Genomic DNA, 19819 nt, shown 5'->3' with positions numbered 1-19819 from the left:
TAATATTGTGATTCCTTTACCACAGTCGAATACTCCTCCCAAGTTTGGACGTCGATGCTAGAACTTTAAGCAGCTACTGTAAAAATAGGACTTTTAGAAAGAATCTTTAATATATACTATCCAGGAATTTATAGAATATATAGTAATCTAAGTTAGGAGGTATCGTTGCATATAGTCATGTTAGGATCGTGAGTAAAAATAGACTGAATTAGCAACGGAGATGAAATGAATAGATTATTGCAACCTATTACTAATTTAAAAGGTGTAGGAGACGAAACTGAACAACTCTTTAATGAAATTGGGATTCAGACAATCGAAGATTTGTTAGAATATTTCCCTTACCGATATGATGATAATAGTTTAAAAGACTTAGCGGATGTTAATCATGAGGAGAGAGTGACAGTCGAAGGTAAAGTTCATAGTGAGCCATTATTAACTTATTATGGTAGAAAAAAGTCTAGATTAACATTCCGTCTTTTAGTAGGTCGTTATTTAGTATCAGTTATTTGCTTTAATCGCCCTTACTTTAAAAGTAAAATATCAATTGAAAGCATTGTAACGGTTTCAGGAAAATGGGATAAACATCGTCAAACCATTACTGCTATGGAATTACAATTTGGTCCAAAGCAGAATGAAAATGGTGTGGAGCCTGTTTATTCCGTTAAGGGTAAATTGACTGTTAAAGGGATGAGGAAATTTGTCTCCCTAGCGCTACGGGATTACTTGGATGATATTGAAGAAATACTTCCAGACGACATATTGGCTAAATATAAACTAGTATCACGTAAAGAAGCAATCATGCTAATCCATCAGCCGAAAGAGAATGCACAATTAAAACAAGCTAGACGACGATTTGTTTATGAGGAATTTTTGTTGTTCCAATTAAAAATGCAAGCTCTTAGGAAAATACAGCGCACACAATCGGAAGGAATTGTCCATCAATTTCCAGAAAAAAGCTTAGAAGATTTTATTTTAAAGCTCCCCTTCCCGTTAACAAATGCACAACAGCGAGTAGTGAACGAAATTATCACAGATTTACAATCACCGTATCGAATGAATCGATTACTGCAAGGTGATGTAGGTTCTGGTAAAACGATAGTTGCGGCAATTGCCTTTTATGCTACTGTGTTATCAGGTTATCAAGGTGCATTAATGGTACCGACAGAAATACTTGCCGAACAGCATGAATCGTCACTGCAAGAATTATTTGCACCATTTAATATAGAAGTTGCATTATTAACAAGTTCTGTCAAAGGGAAAAAGCGGAGAGAACTTATTGAAAGAATAAAGAATAATCAAATTCATATTTTGATTGGTACACATGCCTTAATCCAAGATGATATTGACTTCCATAAATTAGGACTGGTCATTACAGACGAACAACATCGCTTTGGTGTTGAACAGCGTCGTTTGTTACGAGAAAAGGGTGAGGGTACAGATGTATTATTTATGACAGCTACTCCGATCCCGCGAACTTTGGCAATTACAGCATTTGGTGAAATGGATGTTTCGGTCATCGACGAACTGCCTGCTGGGAGGAAAACAATTGAAACATATTGGGTGAAACCAAATATGTTAGATCGTATTTTAGTATTTATTGAAAAAGAAGTAGCGAAAGGCCGACAAGCTTATGTGATTTGTCCATTAATAGAAGAATCAGATAAACTTGATGTGCAAAATGCTTTAGATGTCCATAGTATGCTTACTGAGTATTTTCGAGGAAAATTTAAGGTAGGGTTAATGCATGGAAGGCTTACATCGGTAGAGAAAGATGAGGTTATGCGTAGTTTTAGCGAAAATAAAGTAGAAATATTGGTATCAACAACTGTTGTGGAAGTTGGTGTTAATGTTCCTAATGCAACAACTATGGTTATTTATGATGCGGAAAGATTCGGATTATCGCAGCTTCATCAATTACGTGGTCGCGTTGGTAGAGGGAGTGAGCAATCATATTGTATTCTGCTTGCTGATCCTAAGTCAGAAACTGGAAAAGAAAGAATGAGAATTATGACGGAAACGAATGATGGCTTTGTGCTATCGGAACGGGACCTTGAATTGAGAGGTCCAGGGGACTTTTTTGGAAAAAAACAAAGTGGAGTACCAATATTTAAAGTAGCCGATATGGTCCATGATTACCGTGCACTAGAAGTTGCGAGACAAGATGCAGTAACCCTCATCCATTCGGACTCATTTTGGACAGACAGTCAATACGAATCGTTAAGGTTATATTTAGAAGAGAGTGGGATATTAAGTGGTGAGAAGTTAGATTAAAAACATAGTGAAATGATGTATTTCATTGATTTTCAAGCTCATAAGATAAGCTCTATAGTTTCACATATTAGTTAGGCTCGCATCCAGGTTATCTATGAGCGCCCACAATGCCTCACACAAATAGTTTATTATAAGACAAAAAGAGTGTATATTTAACTGATTTTTATAAACGGTTGGTTGGGGCGGAAAGCGATTAGTTTGCTGCAACCAATCCACCCCGCGGAAAGCGAGTACTGTAAGCGAAAAGCCACCTAAAACAACAAGAAACTATGTTTGCGAAAACAGCATTGAAAATAACAAAGATAAGCTAGTTTAAACTTAAGATTCCTATGAAATGTATTGCTTTCTTCATAGGATAATTATATACTACTATTAGTACCTAGTCTTAATAGTTCGGACGGTGTCATAGTGATATGAGAAGAAATAAAAAAGAGAGACAGAAGTTGCTTCAGGATACTATTGTTGAGACTCCATTTATTACGGATGAGGAACTAGCTGAGAAATTCAGTGTCAGTATCCAAACAATTAGGTTAGACCGCTTGGAATTATCAATCCCAGAACTAAGAGAACGAATTAAACATGTTGCTGAGAGAAAGTTAGATGATGAAGTTAAGTCACTACATATAGAAGAAGTTATCGGTGAAATTATTGATCTTCAGTTAGACCAATCGGCGATTTCAATCTTAGAAATTAATAAAGAACATGTGTTTAGCCGAAATCAAATTGCAAGGGGTCATCATATATTTGCGCAGGCAAATTCATTAGCAGTTGCAGTAATTGATGATGAGTTAGCACTAACAGCTAAAGCGAATATTCGATTCACTAGACAAGTTAAGGAAAGTGAACGTGTAATTGCTAAAGCTAAGGTAGTTAGCGGTGATTCTGAAAAGGGCCGAACAATCGTTGAAGTGAGTAGTTATGTAGGAAACGAATTAGTGTTCTCTGGTCAATTCGAAATGTATCGCTCAAATACAACACAAAGGTAGGTTACATTGATGAAGTTAGCTATCGATGCAATGGGTGGAGATCATGCCCCAGATGCTGTCGTTAAAGGTGTCATGCTTGCGGTTAACGCATTTGCTGATTTAGAAATTACTCTCGTTGGTGATGAAACGAAAATAAAACCAATTTTAACTGACAGTACTAGAATAAACATTTTACATACTGATGAATTTATTGAAGGAACGGAAGAGCCTGTTCGTGCCGTAAGAAGAAAGAAAAACTCCTCGATGGTGCTAATGGCAGCTGAGGTAAAAGAAGGTAGAGCAGATGGATGTATTTCAGCAGGGAATACAGGTGCATTAATGACAGCTGGTTTACTTCATATTGGAAGAATTGAAGGCATTGAACGACCAGCATTATCACCAACTTTACCGACTTTAGACGGGAAAGGTTTCTTATTTTTGGATGTTGGTGCAAATGTTGATGCTAAACCAGAGCATTTACAACAGTACGCATTAATGGGTTCAATTTATGCTGAGAAAGTGCGCGGCATTAAAAACCCTCGAGTTGGCTTGCTAAATGTAGGAACAGAAGATAAAAAAGGAAATGAATTGACAAAACAAGCATTTACTTTGCTTAAAAGTGCACCTGTTAATTTTATCGGAAATGTAGAATCACGGGATTTAATGGAATCAGTTGCTGATGTAGTCGTGACGGATGGTTTTACTGGAAATGTTGCGTTGAAAACGATTGAAGGTACAGCATTATCAGTGTTTTCAATGTTGAAGTCTGCCTTAACGAGTAATTTAAAGTCAAAACTTGCAGCAGGTATATTGAAGCCACAATTAAAAGTCATAAAACAGCAAATGGATTATTCTGAATATGGTGGTGCAGCGCTCTTTGGACTTAAGGCACCTGTGATTAAAGCACATGGTTCATCAGATCCAAATGCTATTTATAATGCAATTCGTCAAACGAGAGACATGGTTACGAACAACGTAACAGAAACAATCTATAAATCACTAAAACAATAGGAATTACGGGGGGAAATCGATGACAAAAATAGCGTTTGTTTTTCCAGGACAAGGCTCGCAAGCTGTTGGAATGGGGAAAGAACTTTATGACCAAGTCGAAGAAGCAAGACATATATTTATAACAGCAGATGAGCGCCTAAATGAAGATTTATCTAAGGTGATTTTTGAAGGACCACAAGAAACCTTAACGTTGACATATAATGCGCAACCAGCACTGTTAACAACTAGCATTGCTATATTAAATGAATTTGCAAAACATGGGATAAAAGCAGATTATGTAGCAGGACATAGTCTAGGTGAATATACTGCTTTAGTGGCTGCACGGGTGCTTTCATTCGAGGATGCAGTTTTTGCGGTGAAAAAACGTGGTGAATTAATGGATGAAGCTGTGCCTGCAGGTCAAGGAGCAATGGCGGCCATATTAGGCATGGATGCAGCAGAGTTGGAAAACGTAACGTCTGATATCACAAAATTAGGCTTTTCTGTTCAAATCGCAAATCTAAATTGTCCAGGACAAATTGTCATATCAGGTACTGCTGAAGGTGTAGAGAGAGCTTCAAATTTAGCGAAGGAAAAAGGGGCAAAGCGCGTTATACCACTTGTTGTAAGTGGACCTTTTCATTCGGAACTTATGAAACCTGCAGCTAGCAAATTAAAAGAAGTTCTTTCAAACATTACATTCCAGGATGCGGAAATCCCATTAATTGCAAATGTGAACGCAGAACCGGTACAAAGTCAACAACTAATAAAAAGTCTGCTAGTTGAACAATTATATTCTCCTGTTAGATGGGAACAATCAGTAAGAAAGATGTTAGATAATGGTGTGACGACGTTTATAGAGATAGGGCCAGGCAAAGTATTATCTGGACTAATAAAAAAAATAAATCGTAAAGCGAATGTTCATGCTGTTTCGGATCTAGACTCAATTCAAGAAACGGTTGTTAAGCTAAAGGGGGATGTATAATATGCTAGATAAAAAGGTAGCTCTTGTAACGGGTGCATCACGCGGTATTGGTAAAGCGATTGCTTTAGACTTAGCAAAAAATGGTGCAAGTGTTGCCATAAATTATGCAGGAAATGAAGCGAAGGCAAACGAAGTTGTGGAAGAAATCACTGCAAATGGTGGCGATGCTATTGCTATTCAAGCAGATGTATCGAATTCAGAATCAGTTACTGATATGATTAAACAAGTTATTAGTCATTTTGGTCAAATTGATATTCTCGTAAATAATGCTGGGATTACACGCGATAATTTGTTAATGCGTATGAAAGAAGCAGAATGGGATGACGTCATTAATACGAACCTTAAAGGTGTATTTTTATGTACAAAGGGCGTTACTCGTCAAATGATGAAACAAAGAAATGGTCGAATAATTAATATTACCTCTGTAGTAGGTGTTAGTGGCAATGCTGGTCAGGCAAATTATGTTGCAGCTAAAGCTGGAGTTATCGGATTAACGAAAACGACAGCAAAGGAACTTGCGTCAAGAAATATTACTGTCAATGCTGTTGCACCAGGATTTATTACAACTGATATGACAGATGAACTGACAGAGGATTTAAAAGCAGAGATGCTCAAACAAATTCCTTTGGCTAAACTAGGTGAGCCAAGTGATATTGCAAATATGGTTACATTCTTAGCTTCAGATAAAAGCAAATACATAACCGGTCAAACATTCCATATTAATGGTGGCATGGTCATGTAAGTATTAATTAATCGAAAAGAAAAACATACATTTTTAATCGTTTTCAGAATAACATCACATAGATGTAAATGGTAATGAACTTAAAAATGATTAAACGAAACCTAGTTTTTCTTTCGTTTTTCACTTATAATACTTGAGGGGAGGTGAAGGATAATGGCAGATGTATTAGAACGTGTAACAAAGATTATCGTAGACCGCTTAGGTGTGGATGAAGCAGAAGTAAAATTAGAATCTTCTTTCAAAGATGATCTTGGTGCAGATTCCCTTGATGTAGTTGAATTAGTTATGGAACTTGAAGATGAGTTCGATATGGAAATTTCTGATGAAGATGCAGAAAAAATCGGTACAGTGGGTGACGCTGTTAACTACATAAATAGCAAACAGTAATTTTAGATTAAGGAGACTGTCATTTTGGGTAGTTAAAGATGACAGTCTCTTGTCTATTACATAAAAATGAAGGTTAATGATAAAAGTAAATACAACAATTCGTTAAGTTCATAAGCCCCTCCATAATTAAAGGTCGCTACCTTTTATTATGGAGTGACTTATCGCTTTTACGAACGATCGAATGCAGGTAAGATGGAGGTTATTATGCCAAAACATATTAATTATAGAGAGAGAAGAATATTTGTAAAAAAGGCAGAAGAATTCAAAAAGTTTCAGGAGCGGATAAATCACTTTTTTGAAAATGAAAAGTTATTATATCAGGCTTTCACACATTCTTCATATGTAAATGAACATCGTAAAAAACCATATGAGGATAATGAAAGATTAGAATTCTTAGGTGATGCAGTATTAGAATTAACGATATCACAATTTTTATATAAAAAATATCCAATGATGAGTGAAGGTGAATTAACAAAGCTACGTGCTGCTATTGTTTGTGAACCTTCCCTTGTTTCATTTGCTAACTCTTTATCTTTTGGTTCATTAGTATTATTAGGTAAGGGTGAGGAAATGACGGGTGGTCGTACACGCCCTGCATTGCTTGCTGATGTATTTGAAGCATTTATCGGTGCCTTATACTTAGACCAAGGGTTAGACGCTGTTGTACAGTTTTTAGATGACTTCGTAATACCAAAAATCAACGATGGTGCATTTTCACATGTAATGGATTTCAAAAGCCAGCTGCAGGAACTAGTGCAAAGAGATTCAAAAGGCTTATTAGAATATAAAATTCTCCATGAAAGAGGCCCGGCTCATAATCGCGAATTTGTATCAACTGTATCACTTAATGGAGAGGTATTCGGTACAGGCAGTGGTAGGTCGAAAAAAGAGGCTGAACAACACGCAGCACAAGAAGCATTATCTAAACTTCAACAAATTAATAAATAATCTCATTAAGTAAGAGGCTATCATTCATTTCCTTTGTTTATTAAATAAGCATATGAAGATGGCCTTTTTTATATTTCCTTTTGGATTAGTGATAAATATTTCATTAATTAGTTCCCACATGCTTTATTAATAAAAATACTCACCTTTTACTCGACAGATTGTGATAAAATATGAAAAGATCTGTCATAGATTAATATGGATGACAATGATAATGATAAGGATTTGTATAGACAAATATATATTATATCACTGTTTAACAGAGCCTTAAATAAGAAGAAATAGTAAGGAGGATCACAATGTTCCTCAAACGATTGGATATTGTAGGATTCAAGTCCTTTGCTGAACGTGTAACCGTTGATTTTGATAAAGGTGTTACCGCTGTAGTAGGACCCAATGGAAGTGGAAAAAGTAATATTACAGATGGAATTCGCTGGGTTTTAGGCGAGCAATCTGCCAAATCATTACGTGGTACAAAAATGGAAGATATCATCTTCGCAGGTAGTGATTCTAGAAAAGGTTTAAATGTTGCAGAGGTTACACTTACGTTAGATAATGAAGATCATTTTCTTCCAATTGATTACCAGGAAGTGAGTGTAACAAGAAGAGTATACCGCTCTGGTGAGAGTGAATTTTATATTAATAAACAAAACTGCCGATTAAAGGATATTATTGATTTATTCATGGATTCAGGTCTTGGAAAAGAGGCTTTCTCTATTATAAGTCAAGGTAAAGTAGAGGAAATACTAAGCAGTAAAGCTGAAGAGCGGAGAAGTATATTTGAAGAAGCGGCGGGAGTATTAAAATATAAAACAAGAAAGAAAAAGGCAGAGTATAAGTTAGCTGAAACACAAGAGAATTTAAATCGTGTTGAAGATATTCTCCATGAGTTAGAAAGTCAAGTAGAGCCCTTAAAAATACAAGCGTCTATTGCGAAAGATTATTTAGAACAAAAAGAGGAACTTGAAAATATCGAGGTTGCACTTACAGTTTATGAGATTGAAGAGCTCCACGAAAAGTACGAAAATTTAGCTAATTCCGTTGAAGAAAGTAACGACCAAGTTCTCCAACTAACCACTAGCATACAAAAGAAAGAAGCACATGTAGAAAAAATTCGTGAACATATTATAGCATTAGACGATTCAATTAATGACCTACAGCAAGTTCTTCTATTTGCAAGTGAAGAACTAGAAAAATTAGAGGGAAGAAAAGAAGTTCTTAAAGAGCGAAAAAAAAACGCCCACCAAAATAAGGAACAACTTGAAAAATCAATTAAAGAGCTATCAGCTCGACAAAATGATTTACTACAAGAAAAAAAGGTGCAAGAGTCATTATTTGATTCCTCGAAGCAAGAATTAAAAGAGATGAAACAGGTACTTGAAGAAAAGCAGAAGCTTATGGCAACGTATAATCAAAATATTGCTGAAATGATTGAAGATTTAAAGAATGACTATTTTGATCTCTTAAACGAACAAGCGGCTGCACGAAACGAATTGCAGTATATCGAGGAACAGCTAGGGCAGCAAGAGATAAAAAAATCAAGATTGTTAGAAACGAATAAGAGATATGTAACAGAGCGTGAACAAATAGCGAATCAAAGTGAGAAGATAAAGGAAAGATATTCACAACTTGAAAAACAGCTGTCAGAGCAAATAAAAAATTTCCGAGATTCTCAAGCTAAACTTGAGAATCTAAAAAATGCTTATCAAAAGAAAGAATCAACACTTTATCAAGCATATCAAATCCTACAGCAGACTAGGTCTAGAAAAGAAGTTTTAGAATCAATGCAAGAGGATTATGCAGGATTTTTTCAAGGTGTTAAAGAAATATTAAAAGCAAGTGACCGCCTAGAAGGTATTCACGGAGCAGTTGCTGAATTAATTACGACAGATAAGCAATATGAAACAGCAATTGAGATTGCCTTAAGTAGTTCACTACAGCATGTGGTCGTTGAGAATGAGTTAGCTGCAAGAAATGCGATACAATATTTAAAACAACATTCATTTGGACGGGCTACCTTTTTACCTTTATCTGTTATGAAGGAACGGTTGCTGAATGCACATGACTTGAGAATGATTGAATCGCATCCTGCATTTGTAGGTGTTGCTAAAAACTTAGTGAATTACAATGTGAAATATAAAATGATTATTGGTAATCTTTTAGGGACAGTTATCGTTACATCTGATTTAAAAGGTGCAAATGAGATCGCAAAGCTGATGAATTATCGCTATCGTCTCGTCACGCTATCGGGAGATGTAGTGAATCCTGGTGGCTCGATGACAGGTGGAGCTGTAAAACAAAAAAACAACTCATTGTTAAGCCGCTCACGAGAGTTAGAAACGATAAATGAAAAGTTAGCTGAAATGGAAGAAAAAACGATTAAACTAGAAAATGATGTTAAAGCAACGAAAACAGCGATTACAGAACACGAGCAAAGATTAGAAGTACTTCGTTCTGAAGGTGAGAAACTGAGAATCGATGAACAACAGGTCCGGAGTGAAATGAGAGAAATCGAGTTAAATGAAAAAAATATAAATGATCATTTAAAATTATATGATGAAGAACGGATGTCTTTTGAAACAGATAAGGAAAGGTTTCAAACAAGAATAAATGAATTAAATCGTAAACTCGTTACACTAGCTGAAAAGTTAGCAAGACTCGATGAAGATATATCAGCGATGTCGAAAAAGAAAGAAACAGAACAACTATCAAAAGAAGAATTACAAAATGAGTTAACTGATTTAAAGGTCATCTTAGCAAGTAAACAACAAGTGTATGAGAATCAGCAAGAGAAGCTTGAGAGGATTAATCAAGAGCTTGATCAAGTTAGTCAAAAATATAAGGACGTAAAAGATGACTATTCGTTACTCTCTTCCGAAATGGACACTAGCTCTTCAGGAGAAGAAAAACTTGAAGAAGCAGCAAAGAAAAAACTCCAAGATAAAACGAAAACTATTGAACTCATTGCTTCTAGACGGGAAGAACGTCTTCAGTTACAAACAAACTTGGACGATGAAGAAAGAGAATTAAAGGAATTAAAACGCAGGGAAAAACAGTTTCATGATAGTTTAAAAGATGAGGAAGTTAAGTTAAACAGATTAGATGTTGAGCTCGATAATCGCTTGAATCATCTTCGTGAAGAATATATGCTTACTTTTGAGGCAGCTAAAGAGCAATATAAACTAGAAGTTGAAATAACCGAAGCTAAGAAACGTGTAAAGCTTATTAAACTGGCAATTGAAGAGCTTGGAACGGTTAATTTAGGCGCGATTGATGAATTTGAGCGTGTTTATGAACGTTATACATTTTTAACAGAACAGCGTGATGATTTAACACAAGCTAAGGATACACTTTACCAAGTTATTGATGAAATGGATGATGAGATGAAAAAACGTTTCCAAGAGACGTTTTACGAAATTAGTGCCCAATTTCAGCCCGTGTTTCAAGCACTTTTCGGTGGGGGGCGTGCGGAGTTAAAGCTAACAGACCCAAGCGATTTATTAAATACAGGGGTAGAAATTGTCGCACAACCGCCTGGTAAGAAGCTTCAAAATCTCGGGTTATTATCTGGTGGCGAACGGGCACTAACAGCAATTGCCTTGTTATTTTCCATTATTAAAGTTAGACCTGTCCCATTCTGTGTTCTTGATGAAGTTGAAGCAGCACTTGATGAGGCAAATGTCTATCGATTTGCCCAATATTTAAAGAGTTTTAGTCATGAAACTCAATTTATTGTGATTACACATCGGAAGGGTACGATGGAAGAAGCAGACGTTTTATATGGTGTAACAATGCAAGAATCTGGAGTTTCAAAGTTAGTTTCGGTAAGACTAGAAGAAACAAATGAATTAGTACAATCGAGCTGAAAGGACGTTTTAATATGAGTTTTTTCAAGAAGTTAAAAGAAAAGATTACGCAACAGACAGATGCTGTAACAGAAAAATTCAAAGAAGGCTTAACGAAAACAAGAGACTCCTTTGCGGAAAAAATGAATGACCTTGTAGCAAAATATCGTAAGGTAGATGAGGACTTCTTTGAAGAGCTTGAGGAGCTTCTCATTACAGCTGATGTTGGGGTTTCTACGGTTATGGATTTAATCGATGAACTTAAAATGGAAGTGAAACGCCGTAATATTCAGGATACGAAAGATGTTCAAGCCGTCATTTCTGAGAAGCTAGTCGAAATATACGAAGGCGATAATTCTGAAGAAGATAATAATCTTAACATTCAAGATGGTCAGTTAAATGTTGTATTATTTGTAGGTGTAAACGGTGTTGGGAAAACAACTACGATCGGTAAATTGGCACATAAATTAAAAAGTGAAGGAAAATCTGTCCTTTTGGCTGCTGGGGACACATTTAGAGCTGGTGCTATAGAACAGTTGGAAGTATGGGGAGAACGTGTAGGTGTTGATGTCATTAAACAATCTGAAGGTTCAGATCCTGCGGCTGTAATGTATGATGCTGTTCAGGCTGCAAAAGCACGTAAGGTTGATGTTTTACTTTGTGATACAGCTGGTAGACTGCAAAATAAAGTAAATCTTATGAAAGAGCTAGAAAAAGTAAAACGAGTTATTGAAAAAGAAATACCTGGGGCTCCACATGAAGTGTTACTCGTTTTAGATGCTACGACAGGACAAAATGCGATGACACAAGCAAAACAATTCTCTCAAGCTACAAATGTAACTGGAATCGTCCTGACGAAACTAGATGGTACCGCCAAAGGTGGAATCGTATTAGCGATTAAATCAGAACTAAATATTCCTGTTAAGCTCGTTGGATTAGGTGAAAAGATGGATGACCTTCAGCAGTTTAATACAGCTCAGTATGTTTATAGTTTATTTTCAAGTATCATTGAAGAGCAAGATGAACAATCTAGTTAGACACTATGAACTGAGAATTACTTTAAACGTATGATTCAGAAAATCAATTCTCTTTTCAGCGTTATGAAACATGCTTACTTTGCTTTTATAGCTAAAAGATTGCTGACCTACAAATGGGGGTCAGCCTCTTTTTCGTATTCAATTAAAACAATACTTGACAAGGCAATATTAGGATTGTAGACTATTAAAGTGTAAAGGTAATTCACTTAACAAAGGAGTGAGACGACATGATGCTTGAAAAAACGACTAGGCTTAATTATTTGTTTGATTTTTATCAATCGTTGTTAACGCCTAAGCAAAAAAGCTATATGTCGTTATATTATTTGGATGATTACTCCCTTGGTGAAATTGCGGAAGAGTATAATGTTAGCAGACAAGCTGTCTATGACAACATTAAACGTACTGAAGCAATGCTGGAGCAATATGAAGAAAAGCTATTATTATTCCAAAAATTCCAACGACGTCAAGAGATAATGACAAAATTACGCAAGTACACGGTCTCACATGAGAAAACAAACGAGATTGAAGCATTGCTAGTTGAACTTGAGAAATTGGATTAGGAGGCGGCATTTATGGCATTTGAAGGATTAGCCGACCGACTGCAAAATACGATGGCGAAAATACGCGGTAAAGGGAAAGTTTCTGAAGCTGATGTAAAAGAAATGATGAGGGAAGTTCGCCTCGCACTTTTAGAAGCAGATGTTAACTTTAAAGTTGTAAAAGACTTCATAAAACGCGTAAGTGAACGTGCTGTTGGTCAAGAGGTAATGAAAAGCTTAACCCCAGGCCAACAAGTAATTAAGGTTGTAAAAGAAGAGTTAACAGATTTAATGGGTGGCGAGCAAAGTAAAATAGCTGTTTCTAATAAACCACCTACAGTCATCATGATGGTTGGGTTACAAGGTGCCGGTAAAACAACGACATCTGGTAAACTTGCGAATTTATTACGAAAAAAATATAATCGTAAACCATTGCTTGTTGCTGCGGATATTTATCGTCCTGCTGCTATTAAGCAACTTGAGACTTTAGGAAAGCAATTAGACATGCCTGTTTTCGCATTAGGTGACCAAGTAAGTCCAGTTGAAATTGCAACGAAAGCACTTGAGTTTGCGAAAGCTGAACATCATGACTACGTCCTAATTGATACTGCTGGGCGTCTGCACATTGATGAAACGCTTATGGATGAGCTAGAAAAAGTGAAAGAAATTTCAAAACCTGATGAAATTTTCTTAGTCGTTGATGCAATGACGGGTCAGGATGCAGTGAATGTTGCGAAAAGTTTTAATGAACAGCTTGGACTAACTGGTGTTGTTTTGACAAAACTTGATGGTGATACTCGTGGCGGGGCAGCATTATCAATCCGCTCAGTTACTCAGACACCGATCAAATTTGTAGGTTTAGGTGAAAAACTAGATGCACTTGAAGCTTTTCATCCAGAACGTATGGCATCTAGAATACTCGGTATGGGGGATGTCTTAACCCTAATTGAAAAGGCTCAAACAAATGTTGATGCTGAGAAGGCTAAGGAACTCGAACAAAAAATGAGGACTGCCTCATTTACATTTGATGATTTCTTAGAACAGCTCGGACAAGTTCGTAATATGGGTCCTTTAGAAGATTTACTTGGCATGCTCCCTGGTGCAAACAAAATGAAGGGGTTAAAAAATGTCCAAGTAGACGAGAAACAAATAAGTCATGTTGAGGCAATCATCAAATCAATGACTAAAGCTGAAAAGCAAAACCCTGAAATCATGAACGCTTCACGTAAGAAACGAATTGCAAAAGGTAGCGGTACATCTGTCCAAGAGGTAAACCGTCTATTAAAACAGTTTGAAGATATGAAGAAAATGATGAAGCAAATGACGTCCATGACGAAGGGTAAGAAAAAAGGAATTAAGTTTCCATTCATGTAATGGAGAGGGTTGTTTTCGATAAAATATGCGAAAACGTACCTAATATATGTATTTTTAAAGGTAATTTTCTTCTGACAAGAAAAAAACCTTTACATCGTGAAAAAACTTTGATAATATACTATCTTGTTGAAACATTTTCGGAGGTGCTTTAAAAATGGCAGTAAAAATTCGTTTAAAACGTATGGGAGCAAAAAAATCTCCTTTTTATCGTATTGTAGTAGCAGATTCTCGTTCACCACGTGATGGACGTTATATTGAAGTAGTTGGAACTTATAATCCAGTTGCTCAACCTGCAGAAGTTAAAATCAACGAAGAACTAGCGTTGAAATGGATGCAAGATGGTGCTAAACCATCTGATACAGTGCGTAACTTGTTCTCTAAACAAGGTATCATGGAGAAATTCCATAACGCAAAAAATAGCAAGTAATGACTGTGAATGAGATGAAGGAATTAATCGAAGCAATTGTTACACCACTTGTAGATGCTCCAGATAAAATGGTGATTACTGAACTGGAAACAGATAAACAAGTTACCTATCGCCTAAGTGTTGATAAATGTGACATTGGCAAGGTAATTGGTAAACAAGGACGTATAGCAAAAGCGATTCGAACTGTTGTTTATGCAGCGAGTTCTAATTCATCTAAACGAGTTCAACTTGAAATTAATGACTAAAAAAGGGTGAGGAGGAGTCCTCCCCCTTTTTTGTATTATTTTTTAAAACTTTTCTGAAAACTGATAATTTATACAATTGTACATAGGCTGATAGGATTAGTTTGAGACTCCTGAAAGATAGGAATATGTAGGAGAGGTAAAATGTATGGGTACGTTTTATGCCAAAGGTGCTCATAATAATCCAGTAATCTACCGAACGCAAACTTCATCAATTTATAGGATACGAAGGTTCGAGAAAAGAAGCTATCGTCATAAAGTTGACTTTCACTCGTGTATGCTTAGTATGAAGTATATAAAGGGGAGGAAGAATAATGTATATACTCCACCAAGTGACCGTTAAGCAAGTTTTGACAGAGAAAAGTAAAAAAGAACTAACAACACATTTTTTAAATAAAAAGCAATTACTAGAGCAAGAGTGTGACCAGTTGTATTTTGAATATAAAAAGATCGAAAAAACTAGTAAGCAGTTAGCTAGTCAATTTTTAAAAGAAATAGATAAACGACGTGAGAAAATAAAATTGGTAGAATTTCAATTAGAGCAAATGAATACATTACCAATTGGTAGTGAGTTAAAAGAGAAAGAAGTTCAAGCTGTAGTGGATATAAATATAGGAGACAATTGGGATGAGTTAATGGGTGAGAAGACGATTGTCATACGTGATGGAATTGTTGAACAAATACGATTGAGGTGAAGAAAATGACCGAAAAATGGTTTAATGTTGGGAAGATTGTAAATACACATGGGATTAGAGGAGAAGTCCGTGTTATCTCAAAAACTGATTTTGCTGATGAAAGGTATGAACCGGGTAATATACTATACATATTCAAGGATGATGATAACCAACCGATCGAAGTAAAAGTTGAAAGTCATCGTGTACATAAAAACTTTGATCTTCTAACGTTCGAAGGATTGAATTCAATACAAGACGTTGAACAGTTTAAAGGGTCATTGCTTAAAGTCTCAGAAGAGCAATTGTCAGAATTAGATGACGGTGAATATTACTTTCATGAAATTATTGGTTGTAAAATGATAACAGATCAAGGCGAAGAAATTGGTACAATTCGTGAAATTTTATCTACTGGAGCAAACGACGTCTGGGTAGTTAAGCGTAGAGTAGGTAAGGATTTATTGGTCCCTTATATTGATGAAATTGTTAAAGAAATTAGCATTGAAAATAAACAAGTAATCATTAGCCCAATGGAAGGATTATTGGATTTATGAGAATTGACTTTTTAACATTGTTTCCGAGTATGTTTGAAGGAATATTAAATGAATCAATCTTAAAAAAGGCTCAAGAAAAGGATGCTGTACAATTTCGTGTCATTAACTTCAGGGAATTCTCAGATAATAAGCATAAAACGGTCGATGATTACCCATACGGTGGCGGGGCTGGGATGGTCTTAAAACCACAACCTATCTTTAGTGCAGTAGAATCAATTAAAAAGGAAACGAAAACAGCACCAAAAGTGATTCTTGTTTGTCCACAAGGTGAAAGATATACACAAAAAAAAGCAGAGGAATTATCAAAAGAGGAGCATCTGTTATTTATTTGTGGACATTATGAGGGATACGATGAGCGAATAAGGGAACATCTCGTGACAGAGGAGATTTCCATTGGGGATTTTGTTCTAACTGGTGGGGAACTTGCGTCTATGGTTATCGCTGATAGTGTTGTCCGACTGTTACCAGGCGTGTTAGGTAATGAGGATTCACCGATACTAGATTCTTATAGCTCGGGTCTTCTAGAGCACCCTCATTATACAAGACCTGCTGACTTTAATGGATATAAAGTGCCTGATGTGCTTGTTTCAGGGGATCATAAAAAAATAGCGGAATGGCGCGAAACAGAATCTTTACGAAGAACCTATTTTAGAAGACCAGATTTATTAGAGACATATCCTTTAACAGAAAAACAAAAATCTTTAATAAAACAATGGAAAAATCAGAACTAGCTATTGTTTTCAATGATTCATTATGGTAAGATAAATCTCGTGACTTACTAACCCACTGTTAGTAGTCTGTAAAACGATGTTCCGCTGCAATGAGTAATATTGGAATGAGCATCTGTTGGAAGGAGTTGAAAACGATGCAAAAACTAATTGAAGAAATCACAAAAGAACAATTAAAAACAGATTTACCTTCTTTCCGTCCTGGAGATACAGTACGTGTACACGTTAAAGTTGTTGAGGGTACTCGTGAGCGTATTCAGATATTTGAAGGTGTTGTGATTAAGCGTCGTGGTGGTGGAATTAGCGAAACTTTCACTGTTCGTAAGATTTCTTACGGAGTTGGTGTTGAGCGTACATTCCCTGTACACACACCTAAAATCGCGAAATTAGAAGTTATGCGTCGCGGTAAAGTTCGCCGTGCGAAACTTTATTACCTACGTAAATTACGTGGTAAAGCTGCACGTATTAAAGAAATTCGATAAGATAGCTTAGTTCTTACTAAGTCAAAAATATATGGCAGTAGCAGGCTGCTGTCCGTATAATGAAAAGGAGCTTGTTTATATACAAGCTCCTTTTTATCTTTGACTCGTTTCTTTAGGCCTTTTTAAAAGAAAGCATGTCGGATCAATACCAAATGATTATAGAGGTAATATTTTAAAAATAACGATAGTTTTGATTAGCTAGTATTTCGGCTTGATAAGGGGAATAGTAGGAATAGACTGAGGTCATAATTATTGACTAGAGTAGGTGTATATATGACAAAAAAGAAAAATGAAATCTTTGACTGGCTCAAAGCTCTTGTGATAGCCATGCTGTTAGCTGCTATAATAAGATACTTCTTTTTTGCTCCGATTGTAGTAGATGGCTATTCAATGATGCCAACATTACACTCTCAGGACCGAATGATTGTTAATAAATTTGCATATAAAGTGGGTAAACCAAAACGTTTTGATATTATCGTTTTCCATGCAACAGCTGAAAAGGATTATATTAAACGTGTCATAGGTTTGCCTGGTGATGATGTTGAATACATAGATGATACACTCTATATTAATGGAAAAGAATATGATGAACCTTATCTAGACCAATATAAAAAGCAATTAATAGATGGCCCTTTAACAGAACCATTCAAATTAGAAAGAATAACTGGTAAAGAAACAGTTCCAGAAGGGCATATTTTTGTCATGGGTGATAACCGCAGACAAAGTAAAGATAGCAGACATATCGGAACAGTACCAATGAATCAAGTGATGGGTAAGGCAAGCATCGTGTATTGGCCAGTTTCAAGCTTTAGATTCGAATAGTGAAAAGAAGGTGTAAACATGACAATTCAATGGTTTCCTGGTCATATGGCAAAAGCGCGGAGGCAAGTAACAGAAAAACTAAAACTAATTGATATTGTTTTTGAACTTGTTGATGCTAGAATACCAATGTCCTCAAGAAATCCGATGATTGACGAAATTGTATCTTCAAAGCCTCGAATTGTTTTATTAAATAAAGCGGACAAGGCAGATGAAGCAACAACTAAGAAATGGTTAAATTATTTTAAAGATAAGGATATAGCTGCAATTGCAATTGACGCTCAAAATGGAACAGGATTAAAACAAATAACATCCTTATCAAAAGAGTTATTAAAAGAAAAATTTGATAAAATGGCTGCAAAAGGAATTAAACCAAGAGCGATACGAGCGCTTATCATTGGTATACCAAATGTAGGAAAATCAACATTGATTAACCGGCTAGCTAAGCGAAATATTACGAAAACTGGTGACAGACCAGGTGTAACGACTGCTCAGCAATGGGTAAAAGTCGGTAAAGAACTTGAACTGCTTGATACACCTGGGATATTATGGCCGAAGTTTGAGGATGAGATGGTTGGTTTTAAGCTAGCAACAACGGGTGCAATTAAAGATACAATTTTAAATTTACAAGAAATTACTGTATTTGCTCTGAATTTTTTAAAGGAACACTATCCAAAGCGGCTATTGGAACGGTATGGCTTAGAGGAGCTTCCTGAAGATATTGTAGAACTCTTCGATGAAATCGCCAAGAAACGCGGCTGTGTGATGTCTGGGGGCTATATTGATTATGATAAGACTTCAGAACTCGTTCTTAGAGAAATTCGTGCTGATAAATTAGGCAGACTTTCTTTCGAAACACCTACAGAGTATCAAGAAATATAAAGATTAAGACTCGCAATTAAATGCGGGTTTTTTATTTGGGACGCAACTGGAAAGTGGAAAAAATATATACGAAATGAATGACTTAGTAAGTTGGAATATGAATCTACATATATAAAAATTAATACCGATAATAGATATATAAGGATATGTAAGGTGATGAAATAATGCAATTAACGACAAAAGAAATCCAGATAAAATTAGCTAACACAAAAACGATTGAGGACCCATTTATTGAGGAATGCAAGGCTGACAGTCGAAAAGGGGTTCAACAACTTGTAACTAAATGGATAAAACAATACGAACATGAAAAGAGATTGCACGAGCAATTTCACCAAATGCTTCACTATGAACAACAAGCAAAGCAAAAAGGACATCGTTTAATAGCGGGAATTGATGAGGTAGGCCGTGGCCCATTAGCTGGTCCAGTTGTTGCTGCAGCTGTTATTTTAAATGATAATTGCTATTTACCTGGATTAACAGACTCTAAAAAACTATCAATTTCTGCTAGAGAAACATTTTTTGAGTTAATTAAGGAAAACGCTGTTTCAATCGGAATTGGTATTGTCTCTGCTCCTAAAATTGATGAATTAAATATATACGAGGCGACTAAACATGCAATGAAATTGGCTATTGAGGACTTACAATTTGCTCCAGACTACTTGTTAATAGACGCGATGAAATTAGATGTACCAATTACACAACAATCAATCATTAAAGGAGACCAAAAAAGCATTTCGATTGCAGCTAGCTCTGTTATTGCAAAGGTGACACGTGACAGGATTATGGTAGATATCGCTAAGAAATATAAAGAATATGGATTTGACCAAAATATGGGCTACGGAACAAAAATCCACCTTGAAGCCTTAAAACAATTTGGAGTGACAAAGCATCATCGGAAATCTTTTGCTCCAGTACGTGATAGTCTCTAATTTTT

At 35.9% G+C, this 19819-nt stretch carries 20 protein-coding genes; all 20 read left to right on the top strand.

Going from position 1 to position 19819, the window contains the following annotated elements; genetic code table 11:
* Positions 1 to 225: 225 nt before the first annotated feature.
* Positions 226 to 2271, top strand: a complete 2046-nt coding sequence (gene recG, locus J2S19_RS08535) for an ATP-dependent DNA helicase RecG (RefSeq protein WP_307340069.1) — start codon at positions 226 to 228, stop codon at positions 2269 to 2271.
* A gap of 413 nt (positions 2272 to 2684) precedes the next feature.
* The gene (gene fapR / locus J2S19_RS08530; protein WP_307340066.1) at positions 2685 to 3257 is read left to right on the top strand and encodes a transcription factor FapR; all 573 of its coding nucleotides are present in this window, start codon (positions 2685 to 2687) and stop codon (positions 3255 to 3257) included.
* A gap of 9 nt (positions 3258 to 3266) precedes the next feature.
* Complete coding sequence (gene plsX / locus J2S19_RS08525) at positions 3267 to 4247, top strand: phosphate acyltransferase PlsX (protein WP_307340063.1); 981 nt, start codon at positions 3267 to 3269, stop codon at positions 4245 to 4247.
* Between the two features lie 19 nt (positions 4248 to 4266).
* Positions 4267 to 5211: an ACP S-malonyltransferase gene (fabD, locus tag J2S19_RS08520; RefSeq protein ID WP_307340062.1), complete on the top strand. Its 945-nt coding sequence runs from the start codon at positions 4267 to 4269 to the stop codon at positions 5209 to 5211.
* 1 nt (position 5212) lies between these two features.
* Positions 5213 to 5953, top strand: coding sequence for a 3-oxoacyl-[acyl-carrier-protein] reductase (fabG, locus tag J2S19_RS08515; RefSeq protein ID WP_307340059.1), 741 nt, complete (start codon positions 5213 to 5215; stop codon positions 5951 to 5953).
* Positions 5954 to 6106: 153 nt separating this feature from the next.
* A complete protein-coding gene (acpP, locus tag J2S19_RS08510) occupies positions 6107 to 6340 on the top strand; it encodes an acyl carrier protein (protein ID WP_095298738.1) in 234 nt (77 codons plus the stop codon).
* 204 nt (positions 6341 to 6544) lie between these two features.
* Positions 6545 to 7288: a ribonuclease III gene (gene rnc, locus J2S19_RS08505; protein ID WP_307340056.1), complete on the top strand. Its 744-nt coding sequence runs from the start codon at positions 6545 to 6547 to the stop codon at positions 7286 to 7288.
* A gap of 296 nt (positions 7289 to 7584) precedes the next feature.
* Positions 7585 to 11151 (top strand): chromosome segregation protein SMC, encoded by a 3567-nt coding sequence (smc, locus tag J2S19_RS08500; RefSeq protein WP_307340053.1) that lies wholly within the window; start codon positions 7585 to 7587, stop codon positions 11149 to 11151.
* Between the two features lie 14 nt (positions 11152 to 11165).
* The gene (gene ftsY, locus J2S19_RS08495) at positions 11166 to 12167 is read left to right on the top strand and encodes a signal recognition particle-docking protein FtsY (RefSeq protein WP_307340051.1); all 1002 of its coding nucleotides are present in this window, start codon (positions 11166 to 11168) and stop codon (positions 12165 to 12167) included.
* 227 nt (positions 12168 to 12394) lie between these two features.
* Positions 12395 to 12727, top strand: coding sequence for a putative DNA-binding protein (locus J2S19_RS08490; protein WP_307340049.1), 333 nt, complete (start codon positions 12395 to 12397; stop codon positions 12725 to 12727).
* Positions 12728 to 12739: 12 nt separating this feature from the next.
* Positions 12740 to 14080 (top strand): signal recognition particle protein, encoded by a 1341-nt coding sequence (gene ffh / locus J2S19_RS08485; protein WP_307340046.1) that lies wholly within the window; start codon positions 12740 to 12742, stop codon positions 14078 to 14080.
* Between the two features lie 154 nt (positions 14081 to 14234).
* Positions 14235 to 14507: a 30S ribosomal protein S16 gene (gene rpsP / locus J2S19_RS08480; protein WP_307340043.1), complete on the top strand. Its 273-nt coding sequence runs from the start codon at positions 14235 to 14237 to the stop codon at positions 14505 to 14507.
* A 14-nt stretch (positions 14508 to 14521) separates the two neighbouring features.
* The gene (locus J2S19_RS08475; RefSeq protein WP_307340040.1) at positions 14522 to 14752 is read left to right on the top strand and encodes a KH domain-containing protein; all 231 of its coding nucleotides are present in this window, start codon (positions 14522 to 14524) and stop codon (positions 14750 to 14752) included.
* A gap of 311 nt (positions 14753 to 15063) precedes the next feature.
* Positions 15064 to 15444 (top strand): YlqD family protein, encoded by a 381-nt coding sequence (locus J2S19_RS08470; RefSeq protein ID WP_307340037.1) that lies wholly within the window; start codon positions 15064 to 15066, stop codon positions 15442 to 15444.
* Between the two features lie 5 nt (positions 15445 to 15449).
* Positions 15450 to 15974: a ribosome maturation factor RimM gene (gene rimM, locus J2S19_RS08465; RefSeq protein WP_307340034.1), complete on the top strand. Its 525-nt coding sequence runs from the start codon at positions 15450 to 15452 to the stop codon at positions 15972 to 15974.
* Complete coding sequence (gene trmD, locus J2S19_RS08460; protein ID WP_307340031.1) at positions 15971 to 16705, top strand: tRNA (guanosine(37)-N1)-methyltransferase TrmD; 735 nt, start codon at positions 15971 to 15973, stop codon at positions 16703 to 16705. The genes rimM and trmD overlap by 4 nt, the downstream gene beginning before the upstream one ends.
* 134 nt (positions 16706 to 16839) lie before the next feature.
* On the top strand, positions 16840 to 17184 hold the full coding sequence (rplS, locus tag J2S19_RS08455; RefSeq protein WP_307340029.1) for a 50S ribosomal protein L19: 345 nt from the start codon (positions 16840 to 16842) through the stop codon (positions 17182 to 17184).
* Between the two features lie 273 nt (positions 17185 to 17457).
* The gene (lepB, locus tag J2S19_RS08450) at positions 17458 to 18006 is read left to right on the top strand and encodes a signal peptidase I (protein WP_307340027.1); all 549 of its coding nucleotides are present in this window, start codon (positions 17458 to 17460) and stop codon (positions 18004 to 18006) included.
* Positions 18007 to 18024: 18 nt separating this feature from the next.
* Entirely contained in the window at positions 18025 to 18885 is an 861-nt protein-coding gene (gene ylqF / locus J2S19_RS08445) for a ribosome biogenesis GTPase YlqF (RefSeq protein WP_307340024.1), read from the top strand.
* A gap of 164 nt (positions 18886 to 19049) precedes the next feature.
* Complete coding sequence (rnhB, locus tag J2S19_RS08440) at positions 19050 to 19814, top strand: ribonuclease HII (protein ID WP_370875099.1); 765 nt, start codon at positions 19050 to 19052, stop codon at positions 19812 to 19814.
* The last annotated feature ends 5 nt before the right edge of the window (positions 19815 to 19819 follow it).

Source organism: Metabacillus malikii (genome assembly GCF_030813355.1).
Lineage (GTDB): Bacteria > Bacillota > Bacilli > Bacillales > Bacillaceae > Metabacillus > Metabacillus malikii.
The sequence above is the reverse complement of the archived record's forward strand: the minus strand, read 5'-3'. Positions and strand labels throughout refer to the sequence as shown.